Source organism: Georgenia sp. Z2081, assembly GCF_055326445.1.
Genome location: NZ_JBUZNK010000012.1, coordinates 38,259 through 63,942, shown reverse-complemented (window position 1 = coordinate 63,942; position 25,684 = coordinate 38,259). Strand labels below are relative to the sequence as shown.

The 25,684-nt window shown below is 71.4% G+C and carries 27 protein-coding genes and 2 tRNA genes; 15 read left to right on the top strand and 14 right to left on the bottom strand.

Going from position 1 to position 25,684, the window contains the following annotated elements:
- Positions 1-5: 5 nt before the first annotated feature.
- Positions 6-79, bottom strand: a tRNA-Ile gene (locus ACZLKG_RS14395).
- Between the two features lie 288 nt (positions 80-367).
- Between ACZLKG_RS14395 and ACZLKG_RS14390 the strand changes: the two genes are divergently transcribed.
- From ACZLKG_RS14390 to add, 3 genes are all read left to right on the top strand, one after another.
- A complete protein-coding gene (locus ACZLKG_RS14390) occupies positions 368-838 on the top strand; it encodes an SRPBCC family protein (protein WP_425708988.1) in 471 nt (156 codons plus the stop codon).
- A gap of 66 nt (positions 839-904) precedes the next feature.
- Entirely contained in the window at positions 905-1,405 is a 501-nt protein-coding gene (locus ACZLKG_RS14385) for a hypothetical protein (protein WP_463648780.1), read from the top strand.
- Between the two features lie 58 nt (positions 1,406-1,463).
- Positions 1,464-2,468, top strand: coding sequence for an adenosine deaminase (gene add / locus ACZLKG_RS14380; RefSeq protein WP_425708986.1), 1,005 nt, complete (start codon positions 1,464-1,466; stop codon positions 2,466-2,468).
- 100 nt (positions 2,469-2,568) lie between these two features.
- Here add and ACZLKG_RS14375 read toward each other — a convergent pair whose 3' ends face one another.
- Complete coding sequence (locus tag ACZLKG_RS14375; RefSeq protein WP_425708985.1) at positions 2,569-4,224, bottom strand: MDR family MFS transporter; 1,656 nt, start codon at positions 4,222-4,224, stop codon at positions 2,569-2,571.
- 243 nt (positions 4,225-4,467) lie between these two features.
- A tRNA-Asn gene (locus ACZLKG_RS14370) sits at positions 4,468-4,539 on the bottom strand.
- 152 nt (positions 4,540-4,691) lie between these two features.
- On the opposite strand from ACZLKG_RS14370, the gene def reads away from it, so the two are divergent.
- From def to ACZLKG_RS14335, 7 genes are all read left to right on the top strand, one after another.
- Positions 4,692-5,183 (top strand): peptide deformylase, encoded by a 492-nt coding sequence (def, locus tag ACZLKG_RS14365; RefSeq protein ID WP_425708984.1) that lies wholly within the window; start codon positions 4,692-4,694, stop codon positions 5,181-5,183.
- 95 nt (positions 5,184-5,278) lie between these two features.
- Positions 5,279-6,793 (top strand): MFS transporter, encoded by a 1,515-nt coding sequence (locus ACZLKG_RS14360; protein WP_463648779.1) that lies wholly within the window; start codon positions 5,279-5,281, stop codon positions 6,791-6,793.
- Positions 6,793-7,371 carry a TetR/AcrR family transcriptional regulator gene (locus tag ACZLKG_RS14355; RefSeq protein WP_463648778.1) on the top strand — a complete coding sequence of 193 codons (579 nt, stop codon included), beginning with the start codon at positions 6,793-6,795 and terminating at the stop codon, positions 7,369-7,371. The genes ACZLKG_RS14360 and ACZLKG_RS14355 overlap by 1 nt, the downstream gene beginning before the upstream one ends.
- Positions 7,372-7,504: 133 nt before the next feature.
- Positions 7,505-8,080, top strand: coding sequence for a helix-turn-helix domain-containing protein (locus ACZLKG_RS14350; RefSeq protein WP_463648777.1), 576 nt, complete (start codon positions 7,505-7,507; stop codon positions 8,078-8,080).
- Positions 8,077-9,516, top strand: a complete 1,440-nt coding sequence (locus ACZLKG_RS14345; RefSeq protein WP_463648776.1) for an MFS transporter — start codon at positions 8,077-8,079, stop codon at positions 9,514-9,516. The genes ACZLKG_RS14350 and ACZLKG_RS14345 overlap by 4 nt, the downstream gene beginning before the upstream one ends.
- A gap of 173 nt (positions 9,517-9,689) precedes the next feature.
- Positions 9,690-10,190: a DUF3145 domain-containing protein gene (locus ACZLKG_RS14340; RefSeq protein WP_425708982.1), complete on the top strand. Its 501-nt coding sequence runs from the start codon at positions 9,690-9,692 to the stop codon at positions 10,188-10,190.
- Positions 10,191-10,345: 155 nt separating this feature from the next.
- Positions 10,346-11,179, top strand: coding sequence for a mycofactocin-coupled SDR family oxidoreductase (locus tag ACZLKG_RS14335; RefSeq protein WP_463648775.1), 834 nt, complete (start codon positions 10,346-10,348; stop codon positions 11,177-11,179).
- Positions 11,180-11,240: 61 nt separating this feature from the next.
- Here the strand turns inward: ACZLKG_RS14335 and ACZLKG_RS14330 are convergent, their stop codons facing one another.
- Positions 11,241-11,615, bottom strand: a complete 375-nt coding sequence (locus ACZLKG_RS14330) for a VOC family protein (RefSeq protein WP_425708980.1) — start codon at positions 11,613-11,615, stop codon at positions 11,241-11,243.
- A gap of 45 nt (positions 11,616-11,660) precedes the next feature.
- On the opposite strand from ACZLKG_RS14330, the gene ACZLKG_RS14325 reads away from it, so the two are divergent.
- Positions 11,661-11,921: a hypothetical protein gene (locus ACZLKG_RS14325; protein ID WP_463648774.1), complete on the top strand. Its 261-nt coding sequence runs from the start codon at positions 11,661-11,663 to the stop codon at positions 11,919-11,921.
- Positions 11,922-11,931: 10 nt separating this feature from the next.
- Here ACZLKG_RS14325 and ACZLKG_RS14320 read toward each other — a convergent pair whose 3' ends face one another.
- The 4 genes from ACZLKG_RS14320 to ACZLKG_RS14305 form a co-directional block, all read right to left on the bottom strand.
- Positions 11,932-13,182 (bottom strand): beta-ketoacyl-[acyl-carrier-protein] synthase family protein, encoded by a 1,251-nt coding sequence (locus ACZLKG_RS14320; protein WP_463648773.1) that lies wholly within the window; start codon positions 13,180-13,182, stop codon positions 11,932-11,934.
- Positions 13,183-13,277: 95 nt separating this feature from the next.
- A complete protein-coding gene (locus ACZLKG_RS14315) occupies positions 13,278-13,526 on the bottom strand; it encodes an acyl carrier protein (RefSeq protein ID WP_425708977.1) in 249 nt (82 codons plus the stop codon).
- A 61-nt stretch (positions 13,527-13,587) separates the two neighbouring features.
- Positions 13,588-14,604, bottom strand: a complete 1,017-nt coding sequence (locus tag ACZLKG_RS14310; RefSeq protein WP_425708976.1) for a beta-ketoacyl-ACP synthase III — start codon at positions 14,602-14,604, stop codon at positions 13,588-13,590.
- Entirely contained in the window at positions 14,601-15,533 is a 933-nt protein-coding gene (locus ACZLKG_RS14305; protein WP_463648772.1) for an ACP S-malonyltransferase, read from the bottom strand. Before ACZLKG_RS14305 ends, ACZLKG_RS14310 begins: the two co-directional genes overlap by 4 nt.
- A 176-nt stretch (positions 15,534-15,709) precedes the next feature.
- On the opposite strand from ACZLKG_RS14305, the gene ACZLKG_RS14300 reads away from it, so the two are divergent.
- The 3 genes from ACZLKG_RS14300 (at position 15,710) to ACZLKG_RS14290 (ending at position 18,170) form a co-directional block, all read left to right on the top strand.
- The gene (locus ACZLKG_RS14300) at positions 15,710-16,369 is read left to right on the top strand and encodes a hypothetical protein (protein ID WP_463648771.1); all 660 of its coding nucleotides are present in this window, start codon (positions 15,710-15,712) and stop codon (positions 16,367-16,369) included.
- A gap of 188 nt (positions 16,370-16,557) precedes the next feature.
- Positions 16,558-17,295, top strand: a complete 738-nt coding sequence (locus tag ACZLKG_RS14295) for a DUF6318 family protein (protein WP_463648770.1) — start codon at positions 16,558-16,560, stop codon at positions 17,293-17,295.
- A gap of 314 nt (positions 17,296-17,609) precedes the next feature.
- The gene (locus tag ACZLKG_RS14290; protein WP_463648768.1) at positions 17,610-18,170 is read left to right on the top strand and encodes a hypothetical protein; all 561 of its coding nucleotides are present in this window, start codon (positions 17,610-17,612) and stop codon (positions 18,168-18,170) included.
- 208 nt (positions 18,171-18,378) lie between these two features.
- Here ACZLKG_RS14290 and ACZLKG_RS14285 read toward each other — a convergent pair whose 3' ends face one another.
- The 3 genes from ACZLKG_RS14285 to aceE form a co-directional block, all read right to left on the bottom strand.
- Entirely contained in the window at positions 18,379-18,996 is a 618-nt protein-coding gene (locus ACZLKG_RS14285) for a DUF4203 domain-containing protein (protein WP_463648767.1), read from the bottom strand.
- A gap of 105 nt (positions 18,997-19,101) precedes the next feature.
- Entirely contained in the window at positions 19,102-19,449 is a 348-nt protein-coding gene (locus ACZLKG_RS14280; RefSeq protein ID WP_425710227.1) for a TlpA family protein disulfide reductase, read from the bottom strand.
- Between the two features lie 438 nt (positions 19,450-19,887).
- A complete protein-coding gene (gene aceE, locus ACZLKG_RS14275; RefSeq protein WP_425710228.1) occupies positions 19,888-22,629 on the bottom strand; it encodes a pyruvate dehydrogenase (acetyl-transferring), homodimeric type in 2,742 nt (913 codons plus the stop codon).
- Between the two features lie 230 nt (positions 22,630-22,859).
- On the opposite strand from aceE, the gene ACZLKG_RS14270 reads away from it, so the two are divergent.
- Positions 22,860-23,276 carry a DUF3052 domain-containing protein gene (locus ACZLKG_RS14270; protein WP_425710229.1) on the top strand — a complete coding sequence of 139 codons (417 nt, stop codon included), beginning with the start codon at positions 22,860-22,862 and terminating at the stop codon, positions 23,274-23,276.
- 96 nt (positions 23,277-23,372) lie between these two features.
- Here ACZLKG_RS14270 and ACZLKG_RS14265 read toward each other — a convergent pair whose 3' ends face one another.
- From ACZLKG_RS14265 to ACZLKG_RS14255, 3 genes are read right to left on the bottom strand one after another with little or no spacing between them, the layout of a single operon-like run.
- Complete coding sequence (locus tag ACZLKG_RS14265; protein WP_425710230.1) at positions 23,373-23,609, bottom strand: biotin/lipoyl-containing protein; 237 nt, start codon at positions 23,607-23,609, stop codon at positions 23,373-23,375.
- On the bottom strand, positions 23,606-24,640 hold the full coding sequence (locus ACZLKG_RS14260) for an alpha-ketoacid dehydrogenase subunit beta (RefSeq protein ID WP_425710231.1): 1,035 nt from the start codon (positions 24,638-24,640) through the stop codon (positions 23,606-23,608). The genes ACZLKG_RS14265 and ACZLKG_RS14260 overlap by 4 nt, the downstream gene beginning before the upstream one ends.
- On the bottom strand, positions 24,637-25,587 hold the full coding sequence (locus ACZLKG_RS14255) for a thiamine pyrophosphate-dependent dehydrogenase E1 component subunit alpha (RefSeq protein WP_463648784.1): 951 nt from the start codon (positions 25,585-25,587) through the stop codon (positions 24,637-24,639). Before ACZLKG_RS14255 ends, ACZLKG_RS14260 begins: the two co-directional genes overlap by 4 nt.
- Positions 25,588-25,684: the final 97 nt, after the last annotated feature.

The following is a 25,684-nucleotide window of genomic DNA, read 5'->3' as shown; positions in this document are numbered from 1 at the left end:
ACCGGTGCCCCCGGCGGGGCTTGAACCCGCGACCGACGAATTATGAGTTCGCTGCTCTGACCGGCTGAGCTACAGGGGCGCATGGCCGCCACCGATCCGCGCGAGCGGACCTCGTCGGCCACGGCGGCCCATCCTAGTTCGGCGACGGAGGTCCGGGCGCCCACCTCGACGGACTCCTGTGCGACGACCTGCGCACCGCGTCCGGCCCCGCGCGGTGACCCCGGCCCTGCACGCCACGTCCGACGCCGCGCCACGTCTGGCCCCGCGCCACGTCCGGCCACGCGGGCCCGCTCCGGTCCGTCGTCGGGGCCTACTCTGAGCGCCGGGCGTCCACGCGAGAGCGCCCGAGACCTGGACGGAGACCGACATGGCTACCCGCACCCTGACGCTCACGCGCGACATCGCCGCGCCGCCCGACGCCGTCTGGCAGATCCTCACGGACCCCGCCGGCAGCGAGCAGGTCCTCAGCGGCGTCAGCTCCATCGAGATGCTCACCGACGGTCCCTATCGCGTGGGAACCCGCTGGAAGGAGACCCGCTCCTTCATGGGCGGCTCGGAGACTGAGGAGATGTGGGTGACGGCGGTCGACGAGCCGCGCTCGACCGTCCTCGCCGCCGAAGCGCGCGGCGCCACCTACGGGACGACCTTCCACCTCGAGCCGATCCCTACGGGCACGCGGCTCACCATGGAGTTCGGCGGGGAGGAGACGGACGGGGGCCTGATCAAGCGCGTCCTCATGACGGTGCCGAACCGGCTCGGCCTGATGATGGCGAAGAAGATGATGAGGCAGGACCTCGTGGACATCGCTGCCGCGGCGGAGGCCCGCCCCTCGTCGTGAGGTCCCGGCGCTGTGCGGCGCCGCACCGGCACCGCCGGCAACGCCGGCGCCACGTAGGTTGGGACCATGCGCCGTCGTCGCCCGCTCCCGCCCGCCGAGATCCGTGCCCACCTGACCAAGGCCCCCGTCCTTTCGGCCGCCGAGCTCGAGGACGGCACCTGGGCCGTCGCCACGCCGTCGGCCCTCACGCTCGTCGACGCCGAGGCCGTCCGCTCGCGCACGCCGTGGCACGAGATCCTCCACGCCCGCTGGGACGGAGAGACACGCGTCTTCACGGTGACCTACGTCGACACCACGACCCCGGCCGCCGAGCTGCGCACCAAGGACGACGACGTCCAGGCCCTCGCCGACGCCGTCCGCGAACGAGTGACCTCCTCGCTGGTGCACACGGTCCGCCGCGAGCTGCCCAACCGCTCCGAGGTCCAGGTCCACGTCCGGCGCGGGGAGGCCGGCGAGCTGATCTCCCAGACGACGACCACCGGCCCGCTTGCCGGTGACACCGCGGAGGCCGAGGCGATCCTCGCGGCGGAGGCGGAGGCGCGCGGCGCCGTCGGCCTGGGTGAGTGAGGCTGCCACCTGTCGTGTCGGCTCGACACCGGCTCGCGGGAGCGCGAAAGTACGAGGCATGACTGTCGACGACGACTTCCTCACCGCCCTGCCCAAGGTGGAGCTTCACCTGCACATCGAGGGCACCCTCGAGCCCGAGCTCCGCTTCCGGCTCGCCGAGCGCAACAACCTGGCCAACCCGTTCGAGAGCCCCGCGGCGCTGCGCGAGACCTACGACTTCGACGACCTTCCGTCCTTCCTCGCCGTCTACTACGAGGGCATGAACGTGCTGCTCACCGAGGAGGACTTCTACGACCTGGCACGGGAGTACCTCGAACGCGCCGCCGCGCAGAACGTGGCCTACGTCGAGATGTTCTTCGACCCGCAGGCGCACACGTCGCGGGGCGTGCCGTTCGACGTCGTGATCCGGGGTCTGCGGCGTGCGCAGATGGATGCCGAGAACCGTCTCGGCGTCCGTAGCGCGCTCATCATGTGCTTCCTGCGGGACTTCGAGGCGGGCTACGCGATGGCGACGCTGCTCGAGTCGCTGCCGTACCGCGAGTGGATCGTCGGGGTCGGCCTGGACTCAGACGAGAAGGGGAACCCTCCGGAGAAGTTCGCAAAGGTGTTCGCTCGCGCACGCCGCGAGGGGTACCGGCTGACGATGCACTGCGACGTCGACCAGGAGAACTCGATCGAGCACATTCGTCAGGTGCTCCACGAGATCGGCGTGGAGCGCATCGACCACGGGACGAACGTGCTCGAGGACGAGGAGCTGACGCAGGAGGTGATCGTGCGCGGCATCGGGCTGACCTCGTGCCCGATCTCCAACACCTTCTGCGGCGACGGCACCAAGGCCGCCGAGATCCGGCGCTGCCTCGAGCTCGGCATCAGGATCACGATCAACTCCGACGACCCGGCCTACTTCGGCGGCTACGTCCAGGAGAACCTCGCCGTGCTGGCGGAGGAGGCCGGGTTCACGCCAGCCGAGCTCCTCCAGCTGGAGCGCAACGCCGTGGACATCTCCTGGGCGCCGCCCGCCGTCAAGGACGACATCCGCGCGCGGCTCGACGCCCTGGCGTAGCACGCGACCGGTCAGCTGGGCGGCCGGCAAGCGGACGGCCCTCGGTGCCCCGGTAGAAACCGGAGCACCGAGGGCCGTCCGTCGCGCTGCGTTCGGGAGGTCAGCCGACGACGTCGGCCGGCACGTGACGCTCGTCGGCCGGCCCCCGGTCGGTCGGGTCGCGCGGACGGTCAGCACGCGCTCGATCGGTCGGGCCGTGCGGGACGTCCGCGTTCCCGGCGGGGCCCGTCGTCGGGGCCGGGCCGCCCTCCGCGATCGGCGATCCCTCGCCTCGTCCGGCGTCGTCGTGCTCCTCCTGGTCCGTGGGGGTCCGGATGAACCAGGCCAGCACCGCGGCGACGAGCGCGAAGCCCGAGGCCACGAGGAAGCCCGTCTGGGCGCCCGGCTCGCCTGCGGCGGCCTTCGGGAGCCCGTCGTCCGTGCCCGCGCCGAGGACGGCGGAGTACAGGCCGACGAGCACCGCGACGCCCGCGGCACCGGCCACCTGCTGCAGAGTGTTGAGCACCGCCGAACCGTGCGGGTACAGCGCGCGGGGGAGCGACCCGAGCGACGCCGAGAACAGCGGCGTGAAGGACATGGCCAGGCCCAGCGAGATGCCGGTCTGGACCACGACGATCAGCCACACCGGCGTGGCCTGGCCGATGGTCCCGTAGAAGAGCAGCCCGGCCGTCAGCAGGGTCGTGCCCGGGACGAGCAGCGCGCGGGGGCCGCGCGCGTCGTACGCCCGGCCGATGACCGGCGCGAGCAGCCCCATGACGAGCGAGCCCGGCAGCAGGACGAGGCCGGACTGCAGGGCGTCGAGCTGGGCGACGTCCCGCAGGAACAGCGGCAGCAGGTTGAGCGTGCCGAACATGGCCAGCGCGACGATCGCCATGATGGCCACGGCCACGGTGAAGTTCCGCGAGGTGAACACCCGCAGGTCGAGCAGCGCCCGGTCCGACCGCTGGAGCGCGAGCTGGCGCCACACGAAGAGGGCGAGCACGACGAGCCCGACGGCGAGGATCGTCAGCGCGAACCCGGTCGTCGACATCCCGACCCGAGCGGCGAGCCCCGCCTCGCCCTCGGCCGCGAACTGGCTGAGCGCGAACACGGTGCCGCCGAAACCGAGGGCCGTGAGAACGACGGACAGTGGGTCGAACGACGGCCTCGACGTCTCGCCGAGGTTGGTCATCCAGCGGGCGCCGAGGAACAGCGAGACGAGGGCGATGGGCAGGACGATCGCGAAGAGCCAGCGCCAGCTCAGCGCCTCCAGCACGGCGCCGGACAGGGTGGGGCCGATCGCCGGGGCGAGCGAGATGACCATGCCGACCAGGCCCATCATCCGCCCGCGGGAGCCCGGCGGGACGACGTTCATGATCGTCGTCATCAGCAAGGGGAGCATGATGCCGGTGCCGGTGGCCTGTACGACGCGGCCGGTGAGCAGCAGCGGAAATCCGGGTGCCACGAGGCAGATCAGGGTGCCGAGCGCGAACAGGCTCGACGCCGCGAGAAACACCTGGCGGGTGGTGAACCGCTCGAGCACGAACCCCGTGGTGGGAATGACGACCGCCATCGTCAGCATGAACGCGCTGGTCAGCCACTGCCCGAGCTCGGGGTCCAGGCCGAGGTCCCTGTTGAGGTCGGGCACGGCGATGCCCATCGTCGTCTCGTTGAGGATGGCGACGAAGGCGGCGACGAGCAGCAGCCAGATGACCTTCATGCCCTGCGGGTCGATGGCCTCGTCCGGGCGTGAGGAGGTGGTGGCGGCGGGTGACATGGGACCTCCAGGAGGACGGGCGGTGCGGAGCGGCGCTCGCCGCTCGTGGCCGGGAGCGGCAAGGCGTCGGAGGTCGGCGCGGGACGTCGACGGACGGTGGTGGCCCGATAGGTGCGGGGCGTGAGCCGGGCACGGACCGGCGGGCCGCGGACGACCCTACGACCGAACCGATGGCGGGGCGAGAACATTCCGGGCCGGGCACCGACAAAGGCCCGGGACCGTGGTGGTCCCGGGCCTTCTCGGCTCCCGCGGCTGGACTCGAACCAGCAACCGTTCGATTAACAGTCGAATGCTCTGCCATTGAGCTACGCGGGATCGTGCGACGACCGACTCTAACAAACCCGGGGGCGGCCCCAGGGGCAGAATCCCGCCCCGCGGGCGACCTGTGGGCAGACTCACCGAGCCGGACCCAGGGGGTGGGGGACGAGCGCCGGGCGCGCCCCCGCGCCGGTGAAACAATGAGCCCCATGGCCATGCGTGAGATCAGGACCGTCGGCGACCCCGTGCTGCGCACCGTGTGCGACCCCGTGACGGACATCGACCACACCGTCAAGCAGCTCGTCGAGGACCTGTGCGAGACCGTCGACGACGAGGGGCGCGCCGGCCTGGCCGCGAACCAGATCGGGGTCTCCCTGCGGGCGTTCTCCTGGAACATCGAGGACGAGATCGGCTACATCCTCAACCCCACGCTCGTCGCCGTCGACGAGGAGCACTACCAGGACGGCGAGGAGGGCTGCCTGTCGGTCCCCGGCCTCTGGTACCCCACCGAGCGTGCCTGGTACGCGCGTGCCGAGGGCATCGACGTCGACGGCAAGAAGGTCGTCGTCGAGGGGGAGGAGCTCATGGCGCGCTGCATCCTCCACGAGCTCGACCACCTCGACGGCATGCTGTACCTCGACCGCCTCGAGCGCTCGGTGAAGAAGAAGGCCATGAAGGCCGTGCGCGAGATGATGGTCTGACAAGCCCGGTGTCGCCCGGGCCCGCCCCCGGCTTCCGTGACTGGGTCCACACGGTGATCTGAACCGTACGGACGGTACAGTTTTAGGTCGTGACGATGACCGGACGCACCTCCACCACCGCAGCCTCGCGGCGCTGGCTCCTGCTGGCCACCGTGAGCGTCGGCCTGCTGCTCATCACGCTCGACAACTCGGTGCTCTACACGGCGCTGCCGACCCTGACCGCCGAGCTCGACGCGTCTGCATCGCAGGCGCTGTGGATCATCAACGCCTACCCGCTCGTCATCGCGGGCCTCCTCCTCGGCTCCGGCGCGCTGGGGGACCGGATCGGCCACCGGACGATGTTCCTCGGCGGCCTCGTCGTCTTCGGCGTCGCCTCCCTCGCGGCCGCCTTCGCCCCGACGGCGGGCGTCCTCATCGCGGCGCGGGCCTTCCTCGCGGTGGGCGCCGCGGGGATGATGCCGGCAACTCTCGCGCTCGTGCGCCTCGGCTTCGACGACGTCCGAGAGCGCAACTTCGCGATCGCCGTCTGGGGCAGCATCTCGATCATCGGCTTCGGCATCGGCCCGATCATCGGTGGCCTGCTGCTCGAGCACTTCTGGTGGGGATCGGTCTTCCTCATCAACGTGCCCGTGGTCGTCGTCGCGCTGATCGTCACCCCGCTCGTGGCCCCGCGCGCGCCGCGGGACCCGTCGAAGTCGTTCGACGTCCCCTCCTCGATCCTGGCGCTGGTCATGCTCAGCGGCGCCGTGCTCGCGATCAAGGAGGCGTTCCACCAGCCCCAGGCCTGGGGGACTGTCGCCGCGGCGGCCGCCGTCGCCGTCGTCGGCGGTGTGCTGTTCGTCCGCCGGCAGCGGCGCCTCGCCGACCCGCTCCTCGACTTCACGGTGTTCCGCAACCCGGCCTTCTCCGCCGGGGTGCTCGCGGCCGTCACCGCCATGTTCGTCATCGGCGGCGTCCAGCTGCTCACCACGCAGCGCTTCCAGCTCGTCGCGGGCTACTCGCCGCTGGAGGCCGGGCTGCTCGTCACCGCCGTCGCGGCCGGCTCGCTGCCGACCGGGCTTCTCGGCGGCATGATCCTCCACCGCGCCGGGCTCCGGCTGCTGATCTCCGGCGGCTTCACGATCGCCACCCTGGGCCTGGTCGTGACGATCGCCGGGGCCCGCTCGAGCCTCGCCCTGCTCGTCGTCGGCCTCGTGATCACCGGCCTCGGGCTCGGCGCCTCGATGTCCGTCGCCTCGACGGCGATCCTCGGCAACGCCCCGCCGCGGCGGGCCGGCATGGCCGCCTCCGTGGAGGAGGTGAGCTACGAGTTCGGCGGACTGGTGGCCGTCGCCGTGCTCGGCAGCCTGTCCTCCCTGCTCTACACGGCGCGCGTCTCCCTGCCCGCCGGTGCGCCCGAGGCGGCCGGATCGAGCATCGGAGAGGCGCGAGAGGTCGCCGGTACGACCCCCGGCCTCATGGAGGCCGCCTCCGCCGCCTTCGACGACGCCTACGCCGTGGTGCTCGCCGTCGTCACCCTGGCCCTCGCCACGACCGCGGTCGCGACGGCGCGGATGTTGCGTCACCACGGCCGCGGCTCCCGCGCCAGCACCTACGAGGGGAACGAGTGATGTCCCGGTCCAGCAAGCGTGCCGCCGTCCTCGACGCCGCCTTCGCGATCGTCGGCCGCGACGGCGTCCGTGCGCTCACCTACGAGGCGCTCACGGTCGAGACCGGCCTGACCAAGGGCGGCCTGCTCTACCACTTCCCCTCACGAGAGGCCCTCCTCGAGGCGATGCACGAGAGGGTCGGCGAGCAGTGGCACACCGAGATGAGCCGGCACGCGGAGGACGTCGCGGGTGCCACGCCGACCGAGGCGGCCAGGCTCGGCGCCTACGTCCGCAGCACGGCCGCGTCCGCGACGCGCGCCGAGCTGCGCCTGCTCCTGGAGTCCGCGGACGAGGGCGGCCTGCTGCTGCCGTGGCGGCGCGTGCTGGAGGACTGGGCGCCCCGGGTACCCGACCCCGACGACGACGCGGCCGTCGACCGGTTCGTCGCCCGCCTGGCCGCCGACGGCCTCTGGCTCTACGAGTCGCTGACCGCCGAGGAGCTGACCCCGCCGGTGTGGGAGCGGCTCGTCGCGCGCATGATCGACCTGGCGGGGGCTCGGGACGACGGCCCGCCCGACCGCGGGCACTCGGACACCTGACGCACGGACCGACGACGCACGGACCGCCGACGCACGGGCGGCCGAAGCGGTGTGCAGCCGCGTGGGCGATCACCGTGGCGACCAGGTTCGGGTCCGCATTGACCAATGGTCGGGTTTACTCGACCATACGGGTATGACCGACCGTTCGAGCTCGCCCGACTACGACCTGCCGGACTCGCTCGAGCTGGGCACGCCCGCCCAGTACCGGGCGCTGTTCGAGGAGACGCGCGCCGAGATCGTCAACCACCTGCTGCAGCGCGCGGCCACCACCTCGGAGCTCGCCGACGTGCTCGGTCGACCGAAGGGGACGGTGGGGTACCACCTCGACGTGCTCGCCCGGGCCGGCCTCGTGCGCGTGGTGCGCACGCGCATGGTCCGTGCGATCAAGGCGAAGTACTACGGGCGTACCGCCCGGACCTTCTACTACCACTCGGTGGGGGAGGCCGTCGGTCAGGCCGGACGCACGGTGGCGAGGGTGGCCGCCGAGGTCGACGCCGTCCCGTCCGGCCGGGAGGAGGAGGTCCAGGCCGCCGTCCGGTACGCGCGGATCCCGGCCGAGCGTGCCGCGGAGTGGTACCGGCGGCTGTCCGACCTCCTCGTCGAGCTCACCGCCGAACCGCGCGCGGGTGACACGACGTACGGGGTCGCGTTCGCCCTCTACCCGACCGAGCGGCGCTCGACGGGCGACGACGACGGAACGGCGCGGTGAGCGTCGACGGGTCCGCGGCGGGCGATCCCTCCGGGCCCGGGCGGCCACGCCTCGGGCGCAACTACGCCCGGTTGTTCGCCGCCTCGACCGCCGCCAACCTCGGCGACGGGCTCATGGCGATCGCCGTGGTCTGGCTCGCCTCCGCGCTCACCCGCGACGCCGCCGTCATCGCCCTGGTCGGCCTCGCCTCCCGGATCCCGTGGCTCGTCTTCTCGTTGCCGGCCGGCGTGCTCACGGACCGGTTCGACCGCCGAGCGATCGTCGGGTGGATGGACCTGCTGAGGTGCGCTGTGGTGGTGCTCTTCGCCGTCGTGCTCGCTGTGGCACAGGAGGGCGTGCCCACACCCGAGGAGCTCGCCGCCGGGGCGGCCGAGCCCACGAACGGTCCGCTGCTCGTCGCGGGGCTGTGCCTGCTCGCCCTCGTGCTCGGGTTCGCCGAGGTCCTGCGGGACAACACGGCGCAGACCCTCATGCCCGCGATCGTCGACGATCGCCTGCTCGCCAGGGCCAACGGGCGCCTGTGGGGCGCCGAGGTGACGATGAACCAGTTCGTGGGCCCGCCGCTCGCCGGGGTCCTCCTCGGGGTGGCGATGGTCCTGCCGTTCGTGGGAAACGCCGCACTGCTTCTCCTCTCGGGCCTCCTCGTGCTCTCACTGCGCGGGTCGTTCACGCCCACGGGCGAGCGGACGACGGGACGCGTGCGGTGGCGGGGGGAGATCGCCGACGGCTTCGGGTGGCTCTGGCGACGCCCGGTCATGCGGTCGCTCGCCCTGGCGCTCGGTGCGATGAACCTGGCGAGCTCACTCGCCGGGATCGTCCTCGTCCTGTTCGCCCAGGAGGTCCTCGGGCTCTTCGACGGGTGGGCGTTCGGCCTGCTGCTGAGCGGAGCTGCCGTCGGGGCGGTCATCGGGTCACTCGCGGCCGACCGGATCGGCGCGGCGCTCGGTGACGCCCGTGCGCTCCTGGTGAGCGTCGGAGTCATGTGCCTCACGCTGGGGGCCGTCGGCCTGCTCTCGACGGCGTGGCTCGTGTGGGTGGCGCAGCTGCTCTCCGGCGTCGCGGTGGTGCTGTGGAACGTCATCAGCGTGACCCTGCGCCAGCGCATTATCCCGGACCACCTGCGCGGTCGGGTCAACTCCGTCTACCGCTTCTTCGGCTGGGGCACGATCTCGATCGGTACCCTCCTGGGCGGGCTGCTCGTCACGTGGCTCGAGCCCGGGCTCGGCCGGGAATGGGCGCTGCGCACGCCGTTCCTCCTGGCCGGCGCGGGCTACCTGGTGATGATGCTGTACGTGGCGCGGACGGTGACCGCCGACCGGCTCGCGGCCGCCGGCGCGGTGCCCGGGACGGCAGGTGGCGTCGCGGAGCAGGTCCCACCTGGTGACCCGGGTGACCCGGCAGGCCACGGTGATCCTGCGGGCCCGACCGGGCACTGATCTCGTCACACCTGCATCACCAACCTCGTCCATCACACCCGTCCGTCGCGACTCTGGCGCAATGCCGCCGACTCGTGCATCCTGGTGCTGTTCCGCCGTGGATCATGTTCAGCCCGGTTCCTCGTGAGGCCGTTGGGGAAGACGTCCCTCGCACACGAACCAGGAGGCTCGACATGAGTGGTGCCTACACCCGCGGCGTTGTCTTCGTGCACTCCGCGACCCGTGCGCTGTGCCCCCATGTGGAGTGGGCGGCCGGCCAGGTCCTCGACGCGCGCGTGGCGCTGGAGTGGACCGAGCAGCCCGCCGCGCCCGGACTCCTGCGCGCCGAGCGGTCCTGGGTCGGCCCCGTCGGGACCGGCGCGCGCCTCGCCTCCGCCCTGCGCGGCTGGCAGCACCTGCGCTACGAGATCACCGAGGAGGCCGCACCGGGCTCCGACGGCGGACGGTGGTCGCACACCCCCGAGCTCGGCATCTTCTACGCCCAGACGGACTCACACGGGAACGTCGTGGTGCCCGAGAACCGCGTGCGCGCAGCGCTCGAGCACGGGACCGACCCCTCCCGGCTGCGCCACGAGCTCGACCTCGCTCTGGGCCAGGCCTGGGACGACGAGCTCGAGCCGTTCCGGTACGCGGGCGCCGGTGCGCCCGTGCGCTGGCTGCACCGGGTGGGGTGACCCCGGGTGAGGCGACCCGCCGGACGCCGCGTGCCGCCCGGAGCGCACCGGCACCAGCGGCCGACGCCCTTCCGTAATGGCACCGCGTGCCATAGCCTGCTGGGACATGCCTCGGCAGGCACCGACGCCCGCCGGGCCGACGGAAGGAGCACGCCATGGCAGGCCGTCTCGAGGGCAAGGTCGCCTTCATCACCGGAGCAGCGAGGGGACAGGGCCGCAACCACGCCGTCCGTCTCGCGCAGGAGGGCGCCGACATCATCGCCGTCGACGTCTCCGAGCAGATCGACACGGTCCCGTACCCGACCGCGACCGCCGAGGACCTCGCCGAGACCGTGCGTCAGGTCGAGGCGCTCGACCGGCGCATCGTCGCTCGCGAGGTCGACGTCCGCGACCTCGCGGCGCTGACCGCCGTCGTCGACGAGGGAGTGGCCGAGCTCGGCCGCCTCGACATCATCCTTGCCAACGCCGGCATCAACACGATGTCGCCCACGCTCGAGATGGACGAGCACATGTGGCAGACGATGATCGACATCAACCTCACGGGCGTCTGGAAGACGGTTCGCGCCGCGGCGCCGCACATCGTCGCCGGCGGCAACGGTGGGGCGATCGTCATCACGAGCTCGCTCGCGTCGATGAAGGCGAACGCCAACATCGCCCACTACACGGCGGCGAAGGCCGGCGTCGTCGGGCTCATGAAGGTCCTCGCAAAGGAGCTCGCCCCGCAGAGCATCCGGGTCAACACGATCCACCCGACGACGCTCGCGAGCCCGATGATTCTCAACGACCCGACGTACAAGCTCTTCCGCCCCGATCTCGAGAGCCCCACGCGCGAGGACTTCGAGGAGGCGGCGCGGCAGATGAACATCATGCCGACGGCCGCGCTCGAGCCGGACGACTCGTCCGAGGCGGTGCTCTACCTGGTCTCCGACAGCGGGCGGTACGTCACGGGCATCGAGCACGCCCTCGACGCCGGGGCGCGCCTGGGCTGAGCTCGTTGGTACGGAGCCGGCGCCGTCGTGAGTCCACGGGTCCGAAGGTCCGCTCCGCACCTCACGCCGGTGCGGTCTGTGCGCCGAGGTGGATGACCAGGCCGTCAGGGTCACGCACGTGGGCGACGCGCTCGCCCCAGGGCATGTCGCTCGGTGCGCCCTCGTCGCCGGCACCGGCGTCGATTGCCCGGCGATAGCTCTCGTCGACGTCGTCGACGTAGAACCACAGCTCCGTGCGCCGGTCCGGCGGAGGTAGCTCGGTGCTGACGCCGATGCCGAGCTGCATGCCACCCACGTCGAGCGCGACGTAGACGTCCCGGCCGTCCTCGCCCGGGTAGCGGTACGTCTTCGTCGCCTCGAACGCTGCCTCGTAGAAGGCGACGAGCGGCTCGATGGCGTCGCTCGTGAGGATGGGAAAACCGCTTCTGACGGCCATGCCGGGAAGCGTACGATGCGGTACGTCGTCCCGCGACCTGAAGACGTGCGACCGGAACTCGAGGAGGAAGGGCGGTCGGTCATCCCCGTCATCCGGATCGAGCTTCCGAGTACGCGCGTCGCCGCTCCGAAGGTGCTCGCGCTCTATCAGGCCGGTGCTCGCGACCGCGCCCTGGAGGACGAGGCCGTCGAGGGCGCTTGCCGGCTCGGCCGGTCACCGTCCGGCGACGTCCGGTTCGTCGGGGTGATGAACGGCCAGCCGCCCCGACTGGCGTTCGACGTCGGGACGGACAGCGAGGTGCGGTGAGCGCCGGCCGTCAGACGCTGCCGACGAGGAGCGCGGCGTTGTGGCCCCCGAACCCGAACGCGTTGTTGAGGGCCGCCAGTGGGCCGGTGCCGGGCAGGTCGCGCGGCGTGTCACGGACGACGTCGACGTTGACGGCGGGGTCGAGGTTCTCGATGTTGATCGTCGGGGGAGCGGTGCGCTCCTTGACCGCGAGCACGGCGAAGATCGTCTCCAGCGCGCCGGCGCCGCCGAGCAGGTGCCCGGTCATCGACTTCGTGCCCGAGACCGTGACGTGCTCTCCGAAGAGCCGGCGGACGGCCTCTGCCTCGATGGTGTCTCCCACCGGGGTGGAGGTGGCGTGCGCGTTGACGTGCACGACGTCGGACGCCGCGAGCCCGGAGTCCTCCAGCGCGATGCGCATCGCCCGCTCCTGCCCCTGGCCCGACGGGTCGGGGGGAGCGACGTCGAACGCGTCGGCCGTCATCCCCACGCCGAGCACCTCGGCGTGAATCGTGGCGCCGCGGGCGGCCGCGTGCTCGGCCGACTCCAGCACGACGATGCCGGCGCCCTCTCCCATGACGAAGCCGTCGCGGTCGACGTCGTAGGGGCGTGAGGCGGCCTGCGGGTCGTCGTTGCGCGTCGAGAGCGCCTGCATCTTCCCGAACGAGGCCATGGTGACCGGGTGGATCGCGGACTCGGTGCCGCCGGCGATGACCACGTCGGCGATGCCCTTGCGGATCATGTCGACCCCGTACGCGACGGCCTCGGCGCCGGACGCGCAGGCGGACACGGGCGCGTGCGCACCGGCGCGTGCGCCGCGCTTGACGGAGATGCTGGCGGCGGGGGAGTTGGCCATGAGCATCGGGACGGTGAGCGGGAGGACGCGGCGGGCGCCCTTCTCCCGGACGGTGTCCCACGCGTTCAGCAGCGTGTGGATGCCGCCGATGCCGGTGGCCACGACCACGCCGAGTCGTTCGCCCTCGACGTCGGGCTCGCCGGCGTCGGCCCACGCCTCGTCGGCCGCGACGACGGCGAGCTGGCCCGACGGGTCGAGCCGGCGCGCCTCGGGGCGCGGCAGTACCTCGAGGGGGTCGACCTTGACGGTGCCGGCGAAGGTGACGGTCGTCCCGTAGGTCTCGGTCCAGTCGTTGTCGAGGGGCGCGACGCCGGAGGTGCCGGCGAGCGCGGCGGACCAGGTCGACGCGACGTCGCCGCCGATGGGGTTCGTCGTCCCCATGCCGGTGACGACGACCTGGCGGCGTGCGGTGGACTGCTCGGGCACGGTTCCTCCTCGGGTGCGCGCCGGAGCGGCGCGATGGTTCGGCCCCCTTCGCGGGGGAGCGGTCGGGGGCGCCTGGCGGGGCCCCCGACCGGTGGTCAGGACTGGGCCCCGACGATGTACTTCACGGCGTCCTGGACCGTCTTGAGGTTCGCGACCTCGTCGTCCGGGATCGTGACGCTGAAGCGCTCCTCGGCGAGGGTCGCGATCGTCATCATCGACAGGGAGTCGACGTCCAGGTCGTCGGTGAACGACGCCTCCGGCTTGACGTCCTCGACCGGCAGCCCGGTCTCCTCGTTGACGATCTCGGCGAGGCCCGTGAGGACCTCCTCCTCCGTGTGTGCCATGTGCTTCTCCTGGTTGGGTTGAACGTGGACGGGGGTCAGTGTGGCAGGCGCGGGCACCGGATCACGGCACCACCACCACCTGTGCGGCGTAGGCGAGGCCCGCGCCGAAGCCGATCTGCAGCGCGATGTCGCCGCTGCTCGCCTGTCCCTCGCGGATCAGGCGCTCGAGCGCGAGCGGGATCGAGGCGGCCGAGGTGTTACCGGTGTCGGCGATGTCCCGTCCGACGACCACGTCGTCGCGCAGCCCCAGGTACTTCACCATGTGGTCGATGATCCGCATGTTCGCCTGATGAGGGACGAACACGTCGATGTCCTCGGGGCGCAGACCCGCGGCCTCGATCGCCCGGCCCGCCATCTTCGTCATCTCGAAGCTCGCCCACTTGAAGACGGTGGGCCCCTCCTGGCGCAGCGTCGGCCAGGAGCGGTCCGCGTCCGGGTCGTCCGAGCGGAACGTGGACCAGGGGTGGGTCTGGGCGATGACGTCGGCCTTGGACCCGTCCGAGCCCCACACCGTCGGACCGATCCCCGGGGTGTCCGAGGGGCCGACGAGGGCGGCGCCGGCACCGTCGCCGAGGATGAAGCTGATCGATCGGTCGGTGGGGTCGATGTACTCGCTCATCTTCTCCACGCCGATGACGAGCACGTGCTCGGCGGTGCCGGAGCGGACGAGGGCGTCGGCCTGGGCGATGCCGTACGCGTACCCGGCGCACGCGGCGGAGATGTCGTAGGAGGCCGCCGGGTTCGCGCCGATCCGGTCGGCGACGATGCCCGCGAGCGATGGCGTCTGCGTGAACCAGGTGACGGTGCCGACGATGACGGCGTCGACGCTCGTCGCCGGGACGCCGGCCGAGGCGAGGGCCGCCTCGGCCGCCGACGACGCCATGTCGGCAACCGTGGTGCCGGGGTTCGCGTAGGTGCGCGTGACGATGCCCGTGCGCTGCTGGATCCACTCGTCGGAGGAGTTGATCGGCTCGACGATGTCGTCGTTGGGGACGACGTTCTCGCCGCGGAAGCCCCCGACGCCGAGGATCCTCGCGTGAGGGTTCGGCGGTGCGGTCCTGAGTGCGGGGCGGCTCATGAGGCTCCTTCGGTGTCCGTGTCGACGAGCTCGACGGCGGCGGCCAGGTCGTCCGGGGTGGACAGGGCGCGGGCGGTGACGCCCGGAAGGGTGCGCCTGGCCAGTCGGGTGAGCACGCCGGCAGGGGCGAGCTCGACGGCGGCGCGCACCCCCCGGGAGAGCATGGTCTCGCAGCACAGGTCCCACCGGACCGGGTGGGCGATCTGGGCGACGACGCGCTCGAGCGCCTCGACGCCCGAGGTGACCTCGACCCCGTCCCGGTTGGACAGGAGCGACACGCGCGGGTCGGCCGCGGCGAGGCCGCCCGCGGCGGAGCCCACGACGTCGACGGCGGGACGCATGTGCTCGGTGTGGAATGCGCCGGCGACGGCGAGCGGCACGACCCGGGCCTTGGCGGGCGGCTGCTCGGCGAACGCGGCGAGCTGCTCGAGGGTGCCGGCCGCGACGATCTGGCCGCCCCCGTTGACGTTGGCGGCGGTCAGCCCGGCCGCCTCGATGGCGGCGGTGACCTCCTCTGCGTCGCCTCCCACGCAGGCGGACATGCCCGTGGGCGTGACGGCGGAGGCGTCGGCCATGGCCCGGCCGCGGACCGCGACGAGACGCACGGCGTCGACGTCGGACAGGACGCCCGCGATCGCGAGTGCGGCGAGCTCGCCGACGGAGTGGCCGGCGGTCAGTGACGGCACGAACCCTGGCGAGCGGGCCTCGAGCGCCCGGAACGCGAGGATCGAGGAGGCGACGATGAGCGGCTGGGCGAGCGCCGTGTCCTTGATGGTCTCCGCGTCGGCGTGCGTGCCGAGGTCGGCGAGGTCGAGGTCCGCGGCGGAGGACAGCTCGTCGAGCAGAGCGGCGGAGCTGGGGTCCTCGAGCCACGGGGCGAGCATGCCCGGCGTCTGGGCCCCCTGGCCTGGGGCGAGCACAGCGATCATCGGGCCAACCTACCGCCGGAGCGACGGCAGGTCAGGGCTCCGCCTACGTGTCGGACGCCTCGCAGGGGGTTGCGCCGCGGGGACCGGTACGGGCCTCCGAACGGGCGACACCGTGGGTGAGACCGGGAGCACTCGCTCACCGAGCGAGTTCGGTCGTGGCCGCTATCCTGAGGAGCATGTCCCTCGCGCGCCGTCCTGCTCTCCTGCTCGCACTGCTGCTCGCCACGACCGACCACGGCCACCACCGGCCCGCCCACGAGCAGGCGCCCGACCCGCGCGAGGAGCAGCTGCGGGCGCGGCTCGAGGAGGACCCGAACGACACGGTCGCGTTCAACGAGCTCGCGGAGATCGTGCGCCGCCACGGCTCCCAGTCCCGCGCGGCGGACCCGTTGACCGCGGACGTCCCGCAGTCGGACCCGCGCTCGGCCGACCTCGCCGTGTGGGCGCTGGCCGAGGAGCTCGCCGGTCGGCCGAACGCCTGGTACCCGCTCATCGAGCTCGCCCGACTCTCCGTGGAGGACGACCTGGACGGCGCCAACCGGCGCCTTGGTGCGGCCTGCGCGCGCGAGGGGACAGGTCTCGCGCTCGCCGAGTCCGTGTGGGTGCTCCGGGAGTCCGGGCACCCCACCCATGCTCATGCGCTCGCGACCGCTCACTGGGACGCCGAGCAGCACGTGCCCGCGGCCGGCCGGCAGATCGTGCTGGCCGCGATCGAGTCCGAGCGCTACGAGGACGCCGAGAAGTACCTCGAGCTCCTGGATGCGCACGAGGACGAGGAGAGCGCCGCCGTCGTGACCGAGCTGCGCTCGGTGCTCGAGGACGCCCGCAACCAGTAGCCCTCGACATCATCGAGTGTGCGGTTCTCGACCCTCGAGCGTGCGGTTGGGCTTGTCGAACCTGCGGTTCGTCGGGGCTCCATCTCGGCGGGGACGGCGCGGGCGCCTGCGGGTGTGGACGGCCCAGGTTGTGCACAGGGTGAGCGGTAACCGCCCACCGCGTGGGCCGGGCCGCTAGCCTCGGCTGCATGACGCGACCAGGGGGGCGCCGTCGGCGTCGGTTGACCGCACTGCTGCTCGTCGGTGCGATGGGACTGGCCGGCTGCGGTGGCGAGGGCGACGACGACGCGGACGAGACGCAGCGACCACCGGTGCGTGTCGGACCCGACGACGAGGCCGAGTCCGGGGAGACACCGTCCGACGGGATGACGGAGACACCGTCGGAGTCGTCGAGCGGTCGTGAGTCCGGTTCAGCCGGGGCCGAGGTCAGCACCGAGGACATCGAGTGGACCGAGTGGGAGCTCGAGCGCCGTGCGCGGCCCGCGCCCGAAGCGCCCCCGGAGATGGACGACGACGGCGAGGCCGGCGCGCTGGCGGCGGCGCATTACTTCGTCGACCTGATCGAGCACCTGACTGAAACCGGCGTAACCGAACCGTTCGTGGAAGTGTCGGGTGACGAGTGCGGATACTGCTCGTCATTGGTTGATTCGACCGAAGAACTTTCGATCGATGGCAGATATATCGACGAGTACGTGGTTCGGATCGACGAGGCGTTCGTCGATCCGCCTACCGAGGACCACCCTGACTGGTTCGTTGAATTCGAAGCTGTGGAAGAGGCGCGTTCAGTAGTTGATGTTCATGGCGATCAGCTGGAAACATTGGATGAAGAAGCAATTTCGCTCCACATCTTCCTTCGTCTCGTCGACGGCGAGTGGCTGTTCGTAGCCGGCGGATACTCGCAAGATGGAGACGAGACTCCGTCATGAGGTGGTGGACGGCGGTATCGGCAGGTTGCGTAACATTACTTGCGTTGACTTCGATTCAAGCGACGGCGCTTGCGGCTGATGGCGACTCTTATGGGGTAACTGGTGGAGTAGTCGACGATGGCGTGGACGTCGCCGTTGCGGAGCGATCGAGGTCCACGAGTTCTAGGGACCCGAGCAGGGCCGCGGGCGGATCTGGTGATGCTCCGGGCGGACACGGCGCCCCCGCCGAAGCCCAGCGCGCGTTCGTTGCGCTCGGTCTCGGCAAGGGGAACCCGGGGTTCTACGGCTCGCAGATCGGGCAGTGCACGAGCGTGATGGAGCAGGGGACAGGCTCGACGTGCGCACTCGAGGCGCCCTGGTCGGTCTCCCGTCCGCAGGCCGACGTGCCTGCGGCACCCGGGCAGGACCCCGTCGTCGTGACGGTGTCCCGGTCCGAGGCGGCGAGTCTGCTGGTCAACACGGGGGAGGCGATGATGGACGGTCGGTGGCAGCTGGCGAACATGCCAGTCCTGCTCTGGACGACGGCGGACGAGCACATCGTGTCCACCGAGCTTCTCGGACAGCAGGTGGATGTGCGGTTCACGCCGGTCGAGCACGTGTGGGACCCGATGGACGGCAGCGCACCGTTCTCCAGCGGGGACGACCCGGGCGCCCCGTATCCCGCGCACACGGTGTCCTATCCGTACTCCGACGGCCATGAGGCGATTCATGTCGAGCTCACCACCGTCTGGGAGGCCGAGTTCCAGGTGGGCGGCACGGGCGTGTGGGAGCCCATCGATGGAACGATCCCGATCACCACCAGCACGGAGGACTTCGAGGTACGTGAGCGCCAGGTGCGTCTCGTGCCCGAGTGCGCCGTCCACGACCGCTGCTGACCCCGTCCCGGTCACGGGCCCCATCGGGTAGTTCATCGCCTGCAGCGATCGAGCAGGGGGCCGGAGTCGCGGTCGTGCGCCTCCTCGAGCTTACGAGCTCCCGATCTTCGCGAGCTCGGCAGGCGCTACGTCAGGGACGGGGTGCGTCGTCGTCGACGATCGGGCCGGACGTCCGACGGACGCCGTACCGCTCACCGCATCGCCGGCACTACCCCCACGACTGGCGCAGCGAACGTGCGCGACGGGTATGGCGGACCTGCACGACGATGCCGACAACGGCCAGCACGAACTGACCGACGTACCACAGCGGTTCGTCGACGACAGCGACCCGGGTGTCGACGTAGTGGTCGAGGTCGACGTTGCCGAGCAGCAGCAGGAGACCGCTGACGGCGGCGCTCGCACCGGCCAGCGCACTGATGACGACGAGCACCAGGTCGGGCATGTCGGTGACGGCCGCGAGCAGGCCTAGTACGACGCCGCTGACCACGCCCACTGCCATGATCACCCACGGCTCGGAGACGCCCAGAGCCCCGGCGACGGTCCGGCCGAGCACGAATCCCATCGAGGCGAACCCCAGCACGACGGCGATCGAGAAGAAGACGAAGGCCAACCAGGAGAAGACCAGAGCGAGGACGACCGCTGCCACCCAGCCGGCCGTGCTCGCGAGGTACCCCTCGCCGGTCACCTCGGCAACCACCACCATGCCGAGCCCGAACCCGACCAGCGCGCCCCACAGGGCGAGCAGGACGCGCATAGCCCCGCGCCCGCGGAAGCACAGCAGCAGCCCGATGACAAGGGCGAGCACACCTACGACGACGTCACTCACACGGCTCTCCGTCCCTCTCGCGGTCGGGTCGGCCGCCCGGCGTACGGGCTGCCACCCCAGTGTCTCGCGCGCAAGCCCGCCCGTGTGGCAGGACCGACGTGGTAGCTACCCGCGTGCGGGAACGAGCCGGTCGAGCAGCTCGCGCACACCCGCGAGCCTCGGCGCATCCTCCTGGCGGGCGAGCACCGCGCCGTCGGGGTCGAGGAGGAAGAACGTCGGGGTCCGGGTGACGCCGAGAGCCTCGCCGAGCTCGAGGTGCCGGGTGATCTCCAGCTCGACGTGCCGCACGCCGGGCTCCTTGCCGGCGACCCAGGCGAGCAGTCCGCGCGTCGACCGGCAGGGCGCACAGAAGTTCGACGAGAACTGCACCAGGGTGGCACGCCCGCCCAGCGGTCCGCGGATGCCGAGCTCCTCGGCAGTGAGAACAGGTGCCCTGCCCGGTGACGTGCTCATGCGATGACGTGCTCCTTGTCGAGGGGCGCGGGGTGTGGATCGCGCTCCGCCTGGTTCAACGTCAGATTCAACCGTCGCGGACGCGCAGAATTCCGCGTCACGACCGGCCCCACCCGACCGCTGGGCAGCTGCTCAGACCACCTGGCCGGAACGTCACCACGCCCCGGGATCCGATCGCCGGATCGGCCGGCCGACCGCTCCGGCCACGGCAGTCGCGCACGGGGCCGGAATTACTGCTCGAGAGGTGCCAGCAGGCATCACCAGGTCGCACCACCGCTCCCACAGCGAGCGCGGTTCGACCGACCGCACTCTCGACCAGCGCCAACCGCACGCTCGACGACCGGAAACCGCACGCTCGACGAAGGGGGTGCGCAACGACGGGAGGGGCTCCCGGCCAGGTCGGCCGGGCGCCCCTCCCGTTGGTGTGCTGAGCGTGCGTCAGGAGTCGCCGCCGGCGGTGCCGGACTGGCCGGCCCGCGGGTTGAGCAGGTCGTACTTCTCGATCGCCTCGCGCACCACGGAGCCGTCCATCGACCCCTGCTTGACGAGGGCCTGCAGCGCCTTGACCACCATCGAGTGGGAGTCGATGAGGAACTGCCGGCGCGCGGCCGGCCGGGTGTCGGAGTAGCCGAAGCCGTCCGCCCCGAGCGTGTGGTAGTCGCCGGGCACCCACTGGCGGATCGAGTCCTGCACCTGGTGCTCGTAGTCCGAGGTGGCCACGAACGGGCCCCCGGCGTCCTCGAGCTTGGTGGTCAGGTACGCGACCTTCTGGTCCTCGGGGTTGAGGAAGTTGTGCTTCTCGACCTCGAGGGCCTCGCGGCGCAGCTCGTACCAGCTCGTCACGGACCAGACGCCGGCGCGCACGCCCCAGTCCTCGGCGAGGATCTCCTTGGCGTGCAGCGCCCACGGCACGCCAACGCCGGAGGCGAGCAGCTGGACCCAGGGCCCGTCACCCTCGGCCGGCGAGACCCGGTGGATGCCCTTGAGGATGCCCTCCACGTCGACGTCGTCGGGCTCGGCCGGCTGGACGAGCGGCTCGTTGTACACCGTGAGGTAGTACAGGACGTTCGGGTCGCGCTCGTCCTCGCCGTACATGCGGGTCAGGCCGTCGCGGACGATGTGCCGGATCTCGTAGCCGTACGCGGGGTCGTAGTGCACGAACGCGGGGTTGGTCGACGCCAGCACGGGGGAGTGCCCGTCCATGTGCTGGGTGCCCTCGCCGGCGAGCGTCGTCCGGCCCGCGGTGGCGCCGATGACGAAGCCCCGGGCCAGCTGGTCGCCCGCGGCCCAGAACTGGTCACCGGTGCGCTGGAAGCCGAACATCGAGTAGAAGATGTAGACCGGGATCATCGGCACGCCGTGCGTCGCGTGCGAGGTGCCCACGGCCTGCAGCAGCGACGCCGAGCCGGCCTCGTTGATGCCCGTGTGCATGATCTGGCCCTGCTCGGACTCCTTGTAGGAGAGCATGAGCTCGGCGTCGACCGGCGTGTAGTTCTGACCGGAGGTGTTGAAGATCTTCGCCGTCGGGAAGATCGAGTCCAGGCCGAACGTGCGGGCCTCGTCCGGGATGATCGGGACGATGTGGCGGCCCAAGCCCTTGTCCTTGATGAGCTCCTTGAGCAGCCGGACGAACGCCATCGTCGTGGCGACCTCCTGCTTGCCCGAGCCCTTGGCGAGAACCTCGAACGGCTTGTCCCCGGGCATCTCCAGGGAGGGCTCCGGCTCCCGGCGCTCCGGGACGAACCCGCCGAGCTCGCGCCTGCGCTCGAGCATGTACTGCAGCGTCGGGTCGTCCTCGTCGGGGCGGTAGTACGGCGCGTCGTACGGGTCCTCGAGCTGCTCGTCGCTGATCGGGATCTTCACCGAGTCGCGCAGCATCTTCAGGTCCGCGACCTGCATCTTCTTCATCTGGTGCGTGGCGTTGCGACCGGCGAAGTGCGGGCCGAGGCCGTAGCCCTTGACCGTGTGCGCGAGGATCACCGTCGGCTGGCCGGTGTGCTTCGTGGCGGCCGTGTAGGCGGCGAAGATCTTGCGGTAGTCGTGCCCGCCGCGCTTGAGCGCCCAGATCTCGTCGTCCGTCATGTCCTTCACCAGCGCCTTGGTGCGCGGGTCACGGCCGAAGAAGTGCTCGCGGACGTACGCGCCGTCGTTCGCCTTGAAGGTCTGGTAGTCGCCGTCGTTGGTCGAGTCCATGAGGTTGACCAGCGCGCGGTCCTTGTCGGCCTGCAGCAGAGCGTCCCACTCGCGGCCCCACACGACCTTGATGACGTTCCAGCCGGCGCCGCGGAAGAACGACTCGAGCTCGCGGATGATCTGGCTGTTGCCGCGCACCGGTCCGTCGAGGCGCTGCAGGTTGCAGTTGACGACGAACGTGAGGTTGTCCAGGCCCTGGTGGGCGGCGAGCTGGAGCATGCCGCGCGACTCGGGCTCGTCCATCTCGCCGTCGCCGAGGAACGCCCACACCCGCTGGTCGGAGGTGTCCTTGATGCCGCGCTCGGCCAGGTAGCGGTTGAACCACGCCTGGTAGATCGCACCGGAGGGGCCCAGGCCCATCGAGACCGTGGGGAACTCCCAGAAGTCCGGCATCTGGTGCGGGTGCGGGTAGCTGGGCAGACCCCGGCCGTCCTCACGGTGGCTGTACTCCTGGCGGAAGCCGTCCATGTCGGCCTCGGTCAGGCGACCCTCGACGTAGGCGCGGGCGTAGTTGCCCGGCGAGGCGTGGCCCTGCCAGAAGATCTGGTCGCCGCCGCCCGGGTGGTCCTTGCCCCGGAAGAAGTGGTTGAGGCCCACCTCGTAGAGGGTCGCCACGGACGCGTAGGAGGACAGGTGGCCGCCGACGGCGACGTCCGGCTTCTGCGCCCGCGCCACCATGACGGCGGCGTTCCAGCGGATCCAGCCGCGGTAGGTGCGCTCGACGTGCTCGTCGCCGGGGAAGTACGGCTCGTCCTCGACGCCGATGGTGTTGACGTGCGGCGTGGTGAGGTTGCCGGGGACGGCGATGTCGCGACGCCGGGCGTGGCGCAGCAGGTTGAGCAGGATGTAGCGGGCGCGGGGTCCCCCGCGGTCGTCGATGAGGCCGTCCAGGGACTCGAGCCATTCGGCGGTCTCGTCCTTGTCGATGTCCGGTACCTGGCTCAGCAGGCCGTCGATCAGCGGCCGTCCGTGATCAGTGGCAGTCACGTCATCTCACTTCCCGGGTGTGTGCGCCGAGGCCTCCGGCGCCTGCATATGGGCCACACCATCGTAGGCCGCCCCGTGTGGGCGGGCCCAACTTCCCGCCTGTACCCGATGAGGTGAGATGCCCGATACCGTGCGGGGTGACGTCGCGCGCTCGCGGGGCGTCCGCAGCGACCTCCGGGACCCCGGGGGCGCATCGTTCGGGCGTCAGCCCGGGGAGGAGTAGTCGGGCTGTGCACGCCAGTGCGTACGAGGCAGTCGCCGGAGCGTTCGCGCCCGGCCAGGTCGTCCAGGAGTTCTGGTGGGACGAGGACGCCGACGACGGCCTGCGGGAGGCCGTCGAGAAGCACACGGGCACCGAGCTCGTCGACGAGAACCACTCCGACGTGTGCGACGGCGCCATCATCTGGTGGCGCAGGTCGGACACCGAGGAGGGGGACCTGACCGACCTGCTCGTCGACGCCCAGGCCAACCTCGACGACGGCGGCACCATCTGGGTGCTCACGCCCAAGCCGACCTCGCCGGAGCACGTGGGCCCGGCCGAGATCTCCGAGGCCGCCCAGATCGCCGGCATGAACGCGACGTCCGCCGTCGCGGCGGGGAGCGAGTGGTCGGGCACCCGGGTGGTCTCCCGGTCCCGCGGGAAGTAGCGCCCGGGGCGGGGACGGCCCCCGGAACGGCGACGCCCCCGGGGCTGGGACGGCCCCGGCGTGGCAGCTCCTCGAGGCGGGTGTTCGTCGAGCTGGTTATCCCTCGATCCGACCGATGACGTCGCCCTGGTGGACGGCGGCGTCCTCCTCGGCGACGACGCGCAGAACCCCTGCGGCCGGCGCGGTGACCTCGACCGAGACCTTGGCCACCTGTACCTCGGCGATCAACTGCCCCTCGGCGACCTGCTCGCCGTCGGAGGAGTACCACGTGGCGACCACACCCTCGGCGCTGGGGTCGTCCTCGTCGACCCGGGGGAAGAGCACCTCCCTCATGCCACGACCCTGCGGATCGCGTCCTCGATGCGCGCGTGCAGGGGGAGCACCGCGTACTCGAGGTCGTGGGCGTAGGGGATGGGGATGTCCGGCATCGTCACGCGCTGCACCGGCGCCGTCAGGAGCCGCGGGTCCTCGTCGGTGATCGTCGCCGAGACCTCGCCCGAGAGCCCGAACGAGAGGTAGTCCTCGTCGACGACGACGAGCCGCCCCGTCCTCCCGACCGAGGCGAGGATCGCCTCGCGGTCCAGCGGTACGAGCGAGCGCAGGTCGAGCACCTCGGCGCTGATCCCCTCGCCCTCGAGCTTCTCCGCGACGTCGAGGGCGTGGTGGACCGACAGTGACAGGGTGACGACGGTGACGTCGCTGCCCTCCTTGACGACGTTCGCCCGTCCGATCGGCACGAGGTGCTCGCCGGCGGGGACGTCGCCGATCGACCGGGAGTTCTTCTTCATCCAGGGCAGGCCCATGATTCCCTTGTGGTACATGAAGACCACGGGGTCGTCGTCGCGGATGGCCGACGTCATCAGACCCTTGGCGTCGGCGGGGGTCGAGGGGACGACGACCTTCATGCCCGGCAGGTGGGCGAACGTGCCCCACAGGCACTGGGAGTGCTGGCCTCCGTCGGAGTAGCCGCCGCCGACGGCCGTCGCCAGCACCATCGGCACGGAGACGTGGCCGCCCGAGAAGTACCGGATCTTGGCCATGTGGTTGTAGATCTGGTCGAGGCAGACGCCCATGAAGTCGGCGAACATCAGCTCGACGATCGGCCGCATCCCCTCGGTCGCCGCCCCGATGCCGAGACCGATGAACGCGGTCTCGGAGATGGGGGTGTCGATGATGCGGTCGGGGCCGAACCGGTCGAGGAGCCCGGTGGTGGAGGAGAAGATGCCGCCGTAGGAGCCGACGTCCTCCCCGAGGTAGACCACCGTGTCGTCGCGGTCCATCTCCTGCGCGACGGCCTCGACCATCGCCTTGGACGTGTTGAGCCGGCGGGTGGTGGCGGGCTGGGTGGTGTCGGTGGCGGTCATGACTGCTCCTCGGCGAAGACGTACCGGTGGACCTCGGCCGGGTCCGGGATCGGACTGTCCTTGGCGAACGTGACGGCATCCTCGACCTGCTCGCTCGCCCGGGCGCGGATGCTCTCCTCCGTGGCGTCGTCCAGGACGCCGGCGCCCCGCAGCCGCTCGGCATAGCGGGGGATCGGGTCGAGGTCGGCGACCGAGGCGAGCTCGGGGCGGTAGCCCTGGGCGTCGCCCTCGAAGTGGCCCCACATGCGCACGGTGGCGACCTCGATGAGGCTCGGCCCGTCTCCGGCGCGGGCGCGGGCGACAGCGGTCTCGGCCGCTGCGTGCACCGCGTCGACGTCGTTGTCCTCCACTCGTACCCCGGGAATGCCGTACCCGGCGGCGCGCTCGGCGTTCGACGCGACGGACGTCGATGCCGTGCGGGGCACGGAGATGCCCCACTCGTTGTCCTCGACGACGAAGACGACCGGGAGCTGCCAGAGCGCGGCGAGGTTGAGCGACTCGTGGAAGGCACCCTGGTTGGCGGCGCCCTCCCCGGTGACGGCCACCGCGATGCCGCCGGTGCCCTTCCGCCGGAACGCGAAGGCGGCTCCGAGCGCCGGCGGGTACCCCTCGGCGATGATCCCGGAGCAGGAGAAGTGCACCGCCGGGTCGAACAGATGCATGTGGCCGCCACGGCCGCGTCCCAGGCCGGTCTCCCGGCCGAAGATCTCCGCCGTCATCCTCCTCAGGTCCACGCCGTGGGCGACCGCGAAATGGTGGGGCCGGTGGGGTGCCGTCACGGCGTCGTCGGACGTGAGGTGCGCACAGATGCCGGCGGCGACCGGCTCCTGTCCGGCCGAGAGGTGCATCTCGCCGGGGATCTGCCCCTTGCCGATGTCGAAGCCGGGGCCCTTGTCCACGTGGTACTCCCGCAGGATCGCCTCCTCGTAGGTGCGGGAGCGGACCATCGTCTCGAACAGCTCGAGGCGGACCTCGTCGGGCGGTGGGGCCGCGGCCGGTGGTTCGTCCGTCGTCGGCTGCGGGGGTGGGTTCGTCGTCGTCGAC

What these genes read in the sequence shown, in the direction of transcription:
- ACZLKG_RS14335 (WP_463648775.1), top strand. Translation starts at nt 10,346, where the DNA reads ATGGCAGGCCGTCTCGAGGGCAAGGTCGCCTTCATCACCGGAGCAGCG.
- ACZLKG_RS14355 (WP_463648778.1), top strand. Translation starts at nt 6,793, where the DNA reads ATGTCCCGGTCCAGCAAGCGTGCCGCCGTCCTCGACGCCGCCTTCGCG.
- def (WP_425708984.1), top strand. Translation starts at nt 4,692, where the DNA reads ATGGCCATGCGTGAGATCAGGACCGTCGGCGACCCCGTGCTGCGCACC.
- ACZLKG_RS14350 (WP_463648777.1), top strand. Translation starts at nt 7,505, where the DNA reads ATGACCGACCGTTCGAGCTCGCCCGACTACGACCTGCCGGACTCGCTC.
- ACZLKG_RS14295 (WP_463648770.1), top strand. Translation starts at nt 16,558, where the DNA reads ATGACGCGACCAGGGGGGCGCCGTCGGCGTCGGTTGACCGCACTGCTG.
- ACZLKG_RS14305 (WP_463648772.1), bottom strand. Translation starts at nt 15,533, where the DNA reads ATGATCGCTGTGCTCGCCCCAGGCCAGGGGGCCCAGACGCCGGGCATG.
- ACZLKG_RS14360 (WP_463648779.1), top strand. Translation starts at nt 5,279, where the DNA reads ATGACCGGACGCACCTCCACCACCGCAGCCTCGCGGCGCTGGCTCCTG.
- ACZLKG_RS14260 (WP_425710231.1), bottom strand. Translation starts at nt 24,640, where the DNA reads ATGACCGCCACCGACACCACCCAGCCCGCCACCACCCGCCGGCTCAAC.
- ACZLKG_RS14310 (WP_425708976.1), bottom strand. Translation starts at nt 14,604, where the DNA reads ATGAGCCGCCCCGCACTCAGGACCGCACCGCCGAACCCTCACGCGAGG.
- ACZLKG_RS14255 (WP_463648784.1), bottom strand. Translation starts at nt 25,587, where the DNA reads ATGGTCCGCTCCCGCACCTACGAGGAGGCGATCCTGCGGGAGTACCAC.
- ACZLKG_RS14340 (WP_425708982.1), top strand. Translation starts at nt 9,690, where the DNA reads ATGAGTGGTGCCTACACCCGCGGCGTTGTCTTCGTGCACTCCGCGACC.
- ACZLKG_RS14280 (WP_425710227.1), bottom strand. Translation starts at nt 19,449, where the DNA reads ATGAGCACGTCACCGGGCAGGGCACCTGTTCTCACTGCCGAGGAGCTC.
- ACZLKG_RS14390 (WP_425708988.1), top strand. Translation starts at nt 368, where the DNA reads ATGGCTACCCGCACCCTGACGCTCACGCGCGACATCGCCGCGCCGCCC.
- ACZLKG_RS14300 (WP_463648771.1), top strand. Translation starts at nt 15,710, where the DNA reads ATGTCCCTCGCGCGCCGTCCTGCTCTCCTGCTCGCACTGCTGCTCGCC.
- ACZLKG_RS14330 (WP_425708980.1), bottom strand. Translation starts at nt 11,615, where the DNA reads ATGGCCGTCAGAAGCGGTTTTCCCATCCTCACGAGCGACGCCATCGAG.
- ACZLKG_RS14375 (WP_425708985.1), bottom strand. Translation starts at nt 4,224, where the DNA reads ATGTCACCCGCCGCCACCACCTCCTCACGCCCGGACGAGGCCATCGAC.
- ACZLKG_RS14265 (WP_425710230.1), bottom strand. Translation starts at nt 23,609, where the DNA reads ATGAGGGAGGTGCTCTTCCCCCGGGTCGACGAGGACGACCCCAGCGCC.
- ACZLKG_RS14315 (WP_425708977.1), bottom strand. Translation starts at nt 13,526, where the DNA reads ATGGCACACACGGAGGAGGAGGTCCTCACGGGCCTCGCCGAGATCGTC.
- ACZLKG_RS14290 (WP_463648768.1), top strand. Translation starts at nt 17,610, where the DNA reads ATGGAGCAGGGGACAGGCTCGACGTGCGCACTCGAGGCGCCCTGGTCG.
- ACZLKG_RS14385 (WP_463648780.1), top strand. Translation starts at nt 905, where the DNA reads ATGCGCCGTCGTCGCCCGCTCCCGCCCGCCGAGATCCGTGCCCACCTG.
- add (WP_425708986.1), top strand. Translation starts at nt 1,464, where the DNA reads ATGACTGTCGACGACGACTTCCTCACCGCCCTGCCCAAGGTGGAGCTT.